This window comes from Ginsengibacter sp. (genome assembly GCF_057362405.1).
In genome coordinates this window covers 1-8965 of the sequence record NZ_JBMQQG010000168.1, presented here as the reverse complement: position 1 = coordinate 8965, position 8965 = coordinate 1, and the positions used below count along the sequence as shown (strand labels likewise).

The window sequence follows — 8965 nt, the reverse complement described above, 5'->3', positions numbered from 1 at the left end:
TCAGTTTAACAGAAGCCCGTTAAATTGATACAAGATAAAAAGGCTTGAAATTAAAAACTACCAAAAAACTACAGTGAAGAATATTACACAAATGCACCAGTATTTTCGGCGTCAGCATAAAAAAATTGCGTGTTAAAAGTTTCGGCTTGCCGGAAGTCTCCTGCTGCATTTCATGGTACATGGCAATGATGTGAATTTTTACAACGAGATGAGAATTGAAAGTGTCGTAACAAAAACTTCTTATAGAGTTGCAGAAGTAAAACATACTCCGCGAAGCATTTGATTTCTTCCGGATCGTGCTGTGGTAATGAAGCTAAAAGCAAGCTAATCCGGCAACATTTCATTTTGCATTTTAAATTAATCCAAAACCAAAGGGCAAACGAAAGGTGAATGATTCAAAACTCCCCTAAGCAATAAGATCTCATTCAAAACTTATAACCAGGAAAGTTGATAAAAAATAACAGCTTTGAAGACGAATTGAGATAAACTGAGTTTGATTTCAACGTAAGAGTAACTGTTACCGAAACGGTAATACCTGCTCAGCCTCAATCTTTTTGGCAAATAGTATATTTACCACTCTTTTCGTTCCCTACGTCAAAAAAAAAGTCTTTATCTTACTCCTTTTGTTAACACAATCTCTAATTTCGATTAACAGAACAGGATTTTTACACAAATTGGAGCAAAATCCTTTCATAAGTTAACCCTCGTGCAATGCGTCTTCTCATTTGGTTTGGTTTATTGATATCATCGCTTTCGGTTTTTGGCCAAAGCGAATATTATCATTTTTCCAAACTTAATACTAACAATGGCCTTTCACACAACCAGGTTAATGCCATACTAAAGGATCCCGAGGGGTTTTTATGGTTTGGCACCATCTCCGGGCTCAACCGGTATGATGGATACTCTTTTAAAATATACCGTAAGGTGCCTAATGATAGCACCTCTCTATATGATAATGATATTCTTTCTCTTTTCGAACTTCCTGGCGGAAAAATGTGGGTCACGACGAGGGCCGGCGCCTGTATATATAATTCCGAAGTGGAAAAATTCGATACTAACTATTATGCCTACCTGAATTCGCTGGGTTTACCTTCAGGGCCCGTCAATACTATTGTGAAAGGAGACAATGGAAGATATTGGTTTCTTTATGAGAACCTTGATTTGTATATGTATTCTGAAAAGGATAAAACTGTGAAATTATTTCGCCATAATCCTTCTTTTAGTCCCGATGCAAAAATTGCATCGTTTAAAGCGACGATGGATGGAAAACTGTGGTTGGTTTATCAAAATGGATTTTTGCAGGAATATGATATAAAATCGGATAAAATTATTTATTCATCTGCTGCTTTATATAAGCTGAATAATGGGATCAATTCCTATAATCTTTCAATCGACCGGGATGGAGATATCTGGCTGTGGTATTATACACAAGGTATTTTTCTTTTTCATCCAAAGGATAGTTCACTGAAACATTTTAATGAAAATTCATTTCCATCGAAGTTACAGTCAAATCTGGTAAGCCAGGTGGTTCAGGATGATAATGGTTTGATCTGGGTAGGGACTGACCATGGAGGAGTAACGTTAATCGATAAAAGGAACAACTTCAGGACCAACTACCTGATGAACGATCCCGAAGACCCCAAAAGTCTCAGCCAAAACACCATCACGGCAATTTACAAAGATAATATTGGAATTATATGGCTTGGAACTTACAAACAGGGAATTAATTATTTAAATAGCAACATTGTACAATTTCCGCATTATCATCACCAGGAGTCGAATCCAAATAGCCTTCCTTATGATGATGTAAACCAGTTTGTTGAGGATAATTCAGGAAATATCTGGATCGGCACCAACGGCGGTGGATTAATTTATTTCGATAGAAAAAACAACACATTTAAACGATACCTGCATGATCCAAACAACAAAAACAGCCTGAGCAGTAATGTTATTGTAAGCTTGTGCATAGATGACGAAAATATACTTTGGATTGGAACTTTCATTGGAGGCCTGAATAGCTTCGACGGAAAAAAGTTTATGCACTACAGCCATAATGATCAAGATTCCACAAGTTCAGCTAATGATAATATATGGAAAATTTATGAAGACCGGGAGCAAAATTTATGGATAGGTACCCTTGGCGGCGGAATAGATCTCCTGGATAGAAAGGACGGCCGGTTTAGGCACTATCAAACTAGATCAGATGCGTCGGATATTCTTCCATCCAATTATGTTTCTGACATTCTCCAGGACAAGAAGGGAAATTTATGGATCGCCACCGTTAATGGTATTGCTGTTTTTAAAGAGAAAGGGAGTCATGCGGTTTTCTATCAGCATTCCGATGATAAAAAGAGTTTAACCAACAATGATGTAATGTGTATTTCAGAAGATAGTAGCGGAAGGATTTGGATTGGTACCCGTGAAGGGCTGGCTTTATTTAATGAGCAAACTAAAAATTTCCAAACATTTACGATGTCTGACGGTTTACCCGATAATATGGTTTTAAATATTCTTGTCGACAACCATCAAAGCCTTTGGATATCCACCCCTAACGGATTATGTAATGCGATTCCTGAACAAAAAGACAACGGTACTGTTCTTTCAGTGATCAATTATAATGAATTAAATAACCTGCAGAACCAGGAATTTAATAGCAAGGCAGCTTATAAAACAAAGGAAGGAGAATTGATTTTTGGCGGGCCTTCGGGCTTTAACATTATCAATCCCTCCGCAATAAAAAAGCCTGTTTACCATTCCAAAATTGTTTTTACAGATTTAGAGATATTAAACAAAAAAATTGAACCCGGAGAAGTGATTAATAACCGTGTTCTGCTTCAGCGATCATTATCCAATCTTCGGGGTATTGACTTGAAGTATAAAGAAAATGTTTTCTCTATTGAATTTGCGTCACTTGATTATTCAAATAGCAGCCGTGATAAATATGCCTACATGCTGGAAGGATTTAATCCGGACTGGTTGTATGCCGATGCCACTCAACGGAGGGCCACTTATACAAACCTCGATCCAGGTCATTATACTTTTAAATTAAAAGTCTTGAATAGTGAGGGTTTATGGAGTGATGTCAAAACTTTGCAGATTACCATTGATCCGCCGTTTTGGCGAACATCTGTTGCATATATCATATACGTATTAATAGTCGCAGGTTTGCTGATACTTATACGGCGTGTTACGTTAGATAGAATACACATGCGTTATGAAGTGGTACATCAACGGCGGGAAGCGGAAAGAGCACACGCTCTGGAACAGTTAAAGACAAAGTTTTTTACCAATGTAAGTCATGAGTTTCGTACTCCCTTAAGCCTGATCATTGCTCCGTTAGAAAAGATTATCAAACAGACTCCTGATGAAGAACATAAAAAGCAGCTCAACCTCGTACAACGGAACGCAAAACGGTTATTAAACCTGGTAAATCAACTGCTCGATTTCAGAAAAATGGAAGTGCAGGAAGTAAAATTGCATCCTTCAATAGGCGACATTATCGTGTTCAGCAAGGATATAAGTCTCTCGTTTTTGGACATTGCGGAAAAGAAAAAAATTCAGCTTGCATTCGCTTCCAACATTGATAGCCTGGAAATTTATTTTGATAAAGATAAGATTGAAAAGATCCTGTTCAATTTGCTTTCAAACGCTTTTAAATACACTGAGGAAAATGGAATGGTGAATATCAATCTCACCTATAATTCGCCTGTAAACAACGAATCTGACGGAACGCTTGCTATAGAAGTAAAAGACACAGGAATTGGAATTCCTGTTGATATGCATGAAAAGGTTTTCGAACGGTTCTTTCAAACCGATGTTCCCGAAAGCATGGTGAACCAGGGTACGGGGATTGGTCTTGCCATAACGAAGGCATTTGTCAAATTGCATAATGGCATTATAACCTTAAAGAGCGAACCCGGGCGAGGTACTTGTTTCACAGTATTATTGCCTGCAAAAAAGATTTATGATTATCCCTCTGTTCCGGCAACCGACCCAATACAAGGAGAAGAAGGTGAACAAATCGTCACTGAGACAAGTCATAAAAGCGGTAAGAAGAAAACAATACTTGTGGTGGAAGACAGTGAAGACCTTCGCTTTTATTTAAAAGACAACCTGAAAGCGCAATATAAGGTTGAAGAAGCCACCAACGGAAAAGAGGGTTGGGAAAAAATAAAACTGTTAAATCCCGATCTTGTGGTGAGTGATATTATGATGCCTTTAATGGACGGAGTTGAATTAGCGAGGAAAATAAAAACTGAAACGGCCACAGCCCATATCCCGGTCATCCTGCTTACTGCTATGGGAAGCGAGGAAAAACAATTGGCCGGCTTTAAGGCAGGTGTGAACGATTACATTACCAAACCCTTTACGTTTGAAATCCTGGCTTCACGCATCAAGAATCTGCTGGCACAGCAGGAATTATTGCATAAAAGGTTTCAAAAGCAAATTGAGGTCAATCCTGGAGAGGTAACCATTACTCCTGTTGACGAAAAATTCCTGAAACACGCTTTGGAAGTTGTAGAAAAAAATATAGATGTCCCGGAGTTTTCGGTTGAAGATTTTAGTCGTGATATGTTTATGAACAGGGTTACGCTGTATAGGAAAATCTTATCAATAACCGGCAAAACGCCAATAGAATTTATCCGTTCTATTCGTTTGAAAAGGGCGGCTCAACTGTTGGAAAAAAGCGGGCTGTCTATTGCAGAAATTGCATACGAGGTAGGATTCAATAATCCAAAGACCTTCACTAAATTCTTTAAAGAAGAATTTAAGATCCTGCCATCACAATATGCTTCCAATAAGAAAGCAAAAGAAGCTTAAAAGTCTCCTTATCGGAGAATGACTGGTAAAAACCATGCTTTTGCAACATTTTGTATCGTAGGTTGCAACATTCCGGTACCCTGTATAAAGTGACACAGCAATAGTTTTACAGCATTAAATCATGCGAAAGATTGCTGTATATGAGACCACGACTGCTGCTGCTTAATTTACTTTGTTTTTATGTTTTTGGTGCCTTATGGGCAGCACCTCCTTCCTACATTAAGACAACGGACGGCGTGATTGTTTTTACCGATCCTTTTTTTACAGGCACTTCTAATGCCGTAAAATTGGAAGTTATTTCAGACAATATCATAAGAGTAATTGCAGCTCCGGGAAAAGAGATCGCTGCCGCTCAAAGCCTGGTCACCGTTTACAGCGAAAGACCCGATCTTTTTTGGAATACCATTCCTTTTAAAGATAGCCTGATGCTCAAAACAAAAAGAATGACTGCTATCGTCGACCTGAAAACAGGCGCTGTTACTTTTCGGGACCTTAGCGGTGAAAGAATATTAAGTGAAAAACCAACAGGAGGAAGGAGTTTTCAATCCGCAGTATTTGATGGCAGGCGCTATTACAATGTTACCCAGACTTTTCAAACGACTGCGGATGATGCCTGGTACGGTCTGGGTCAGCACCAGGATGGCATTATGAACTACAGCAGGGGCCAACAGGTCACTTTCTTTCAGAACAATACCGAAGTGGCAATTCCATTTCTTGTATCAGCCAAAAACTATGGGATACTATGGGACAATTATTCGCTTACAAAAGCGGGGGATGTGCGACCACTTCATCCTCTTTCATCACTGCAACTTTTTTCAAAAGCGGGCGAGCAGGGATGGCTTACGGCTTCTTATGCTAATGATAAATTTAAGCCGCAGGAGATAATTACCGAAAGAGCGGAAGACCGCATCAATATGGAATTTTTAGGAGACTCAAAGATCCAGCTTCCCGCAGCTTTTAAGCCTGCCACAGGCGTAGTAACATGGGAAGGAGAGATAGCCAGTAATTTATCCGGCCTTCATCAGTTCCACTTCACATTTGGAGGATCATTGAAGGTGTGGCTGGGTGGAAAACTTGTTTTGGATTGGTGGCGAAAAGCCTGGAACCCTGCACCTGCATTAATTCCTTTCCATTTCAACAAAGGAGAAAAAATTCCAATTAAAATTGAATGGACCCCTGAAGGCGGGGAATCCTACCTCTCACTAAAATGGCAGGAGCCATTAACTGAACAGGATCAAAACAGTTTTAGCTTTTCTTCCGAAGCTGGTCAGCAGGTTGATTACTATTTCATCTACGGGAATAACATGGACGACGTGATTTCCGGTTACAGGACGCTTACCGGCAAGGCTCCCATCGTACCTAAATGGGCATTAGGTTTCTGGCAAAGCCGCGAGAGATACAAAACAGAGAATGAAATTCTTTCTACGGTCAACGAATTCAGAAAAAGAAAAATTCCTATTGACAATATCGTTCTTGACTGGAGTTACTGGCCGGAAACCGAATGGGGCAGCCAGGAGTTTGACAAATCGCGGTTTCCTTCTCCGGATAGCTTGATTGATGTGTTGCATAAAAACTACCATACACAAATTATGATTTCTGTGTGGCCAAAATTTTATGAAGGCATAACCGCCTATAATGAATTTGATAAAAAAGGCTGGCTCTATAAAAGAAACATTGCTGACCGGCAAAGAGATTGGATCGGCAAAGGTTATGTTTCTACTTTCTATGATGCATTCAATGGAGATGCAAGAAAGGCTTTCTGGAATTTGATCAATAAAAAAATTTATAGCAAAGGAATTGACGCCTGGTGGATGGACGCCAGTGAGCCGGATATTCTTTCTAATGTAAGTCCTGAAAAGAGAAAACTTGAGATGACGCCCACTGCATTAGGGAGTGCTGCTGTATATCTGAATGCTTATCCTTTGGAAAATGCAAAAGGAATTTATGAGGGACAGCGTTCGACTGATCCGAATAAACGTGTGTTTCTATTGACACGTTCCGGCTTTGCAGGTTCACAGCGCTATGCCGCAACAATATGGAGCGGAGATATTGGCTCCACATGGCGGGATATGAAAAATCAGATTGCGGCCGGTGTCAATTTCTCTATGTCCGGGCTTCCATATTGGACGATGGACATCGGTGGATTTGTTGTGCCTGAAAAATTTGAAAAACCCGATTCAGAGAATTTAGAGGAATGGAGGGAGTTGAATACACGCTGGTACCAGTTTGGGGCATTTGTTCCTTTGTTCCGTTCGCATGGGCAGTTTCCTTATCGCGAGATATTCAACATCGCTCCTGAAACACATCCTGCTTACAAAAGTTTTCTCTATTACGACAAACTGCGTTACAGGTTACTGCCCTATATCTATTCATTAGCCGGAGCGGCTCATCATGATGATTATACAATCATGCGGGGATTGGCAATGGACTTTTCTGCAGATACAGCAGTGCTGAACATCGGCGATCAATACATGTTTGGTCCTTCTTTGCTTATCAATCCTGTCTATGAATATAAACAACGCAGTCGCTCAGTGTATTTGCCAAAATGTGCAGGATGGTATGATTTATATTCCGGTAAATGGTATGAAGGCGAACAAAAAATTATTGCAGATGCACCCTATGAAAGAATGCCGGTGTTTGTAAAGGCTGGCTCTATTGTTCCTCTCGGCCCGGCACTCCAATACACTTCAGAAAAGCCCGCTGACACCATTACACTGCACGTCTACACAGGTGCTGATGCCTCTTTTAATTTATACGAAGATGAAGGCACGAACTACAATTATGAAAAAGGTAAATACACAAACATTCCGCTTAATTATAACGAATCAACCGGCATGCTAACTATCGGTAAAAGAAAAGGTGAGTTTGACGGTATGTTGAAAGCAAGAGTTTTTAAAATTACCTGGATAGATAAAAATAGAAATATCGGGTTTGATATGGAAAGAAAACCTGATGCTGTAGTAAAATATAACGGAGAAAAAATTCTCATAAAACACAAATGAAATATACTAAACCATGTATTCAAATTTAATCACCACTAATTGTTTGCAATGAAAAAAAACAAAATTATCAAGAGGGCATCTAAACTGCTATGGATGCTTCTGTATTTCCTGTTTATGGGAATGCAAAGCTTTTCGCAAACCAACGTGCGAAAAATCACGGGAAAAATTATTAATAAAACTAACGGAGAACCCATATCCGGGGCGAGTATTTCTGTAAAAAATACTGCTAACGCAACACTTTCGGACGCTTCCGGTAATTTTGCCATTGACGCAAAAGCCGGCGAAACTGTCGTCGTAAGTTTTGTAGGCTTTACTCCACAAAATATTAATGTAAACACCTCTACCGAAAATCTGCGTATTCAACTTACTGAAGAGTATAATAAGTTGAACGATGTAGTTTTAATTGGCTATGGTGTTCAGCAGAAAAAACTTGTAACTGGTGCCACCGCCCAGGTAAAAGGTAAAGATCTTGCAAAATTAAACACAACAAATGCTTTACAGGCATTGCAGGGGCAAGCGGCCGGTGTTAACATTACCTCTACGTCCGGGCAACCCGGTGGCGGCTTTAAAGTAAATATTCGTGGTGCCGGAACTATTGGAAATGCAAGTCCCCTTTATGTTGTGGATGGTGTTATCACCAACGATATTACTTACTTAAACAATTCAGATATTGCTTCGGTTGATATTTTAAAAGATGCTGCATCATGTGCCATCTATGGTATCAACGGGGCAAATGGTGTTGTTTTGATTACTACCCGAAGTGGAAAATCAGGTAAGAAAAATGGAGAGATTTCATTCGACGCTTATTACGGTATTCAAAACATTGGCCGTAAACTGCCTTTATTGAATGCCGAACAATATGCAACCATGCAAAATGAAGCAGCCATCAATAGCGGTAAAGCGCTTCTTTTCACGCAAGCACAAATTGACGCCTTGTCCAAGGGAAGCGGCATTTTGCCGGCTCATGGAACCGACTGGTTAAACCAAATTTTTTCTTCTGATGTGCCTATTCAGAATTACAATTTAGCTGCTAATGGCGGAACCGATGTTTCATCTTACTCCTTAGGCATGTCTTATACTGAACAAGGTGGAATCATTGGCGGATCTGATCTTTCAGATTATAAGCGCATCAACTTCCGTAC

3 protein-coding genes are annotated in these 8965 nt (G+C 39.7%); all 3 read left to right on the top strand.

Translation table 11 applies throughout. The features are described 5' to 3' along the window. Positions 1 to 711 precede the first annotated feature (711 nt). The gene (locus ACO1O5_RS13915; protein WP_486271196.1) at positions 712 to 4821 is read left to right on the top strand and encodes a hybrid sensor histidine kinase/response regulator; all 4110 of its coding nucleotides are present in this window, start codon (positions 712 to 714) and stop codon (positions 4819 to 4821) included. 140 nt (positions 4822 to 4961) lie between these two features. Next, the gene (locus ACO1O5_RS13910) at positions 4962 to 7823 is read left to right on the top strand and encodes a TIM-barrel domain-containing protein (RefSeq protein ID WP_486271194.1); all 2862 of its coding nucleotides are present in this window, start codon (positions 4962 to 4964) and stop codon (positions 7821 to 7823) included. A gap of 48 nt (positions 7824 to 7871) precedes the next feature. Next, the coding region (locus ACO1O5_RS13905; protein WP_486271193.1) for a carboxypeptidase-like regulatory domain-containing protein at positions 7872 to 8965 on the top strand (1094 nt) is incomplete at its 3' end.

What these genes read in the sequence shown, in the direction of transcription:
- ACO1O5_RS13915 (WP_486271196.1), top strand. Translation starts at nt 712, where the DNA reads ATGCGTCTTCTCATTTGGTTTGGTTTATTGATATCATCGCTTTCGGTT.
- ACO1O5_RS13910 (WP_486271194.1), top strand. Translation starts at nt 4,962, where the DNA reads ATGAGACCACGACTGCTGCTGCTTAATTTACTTTGTTTTTATGTTTTT.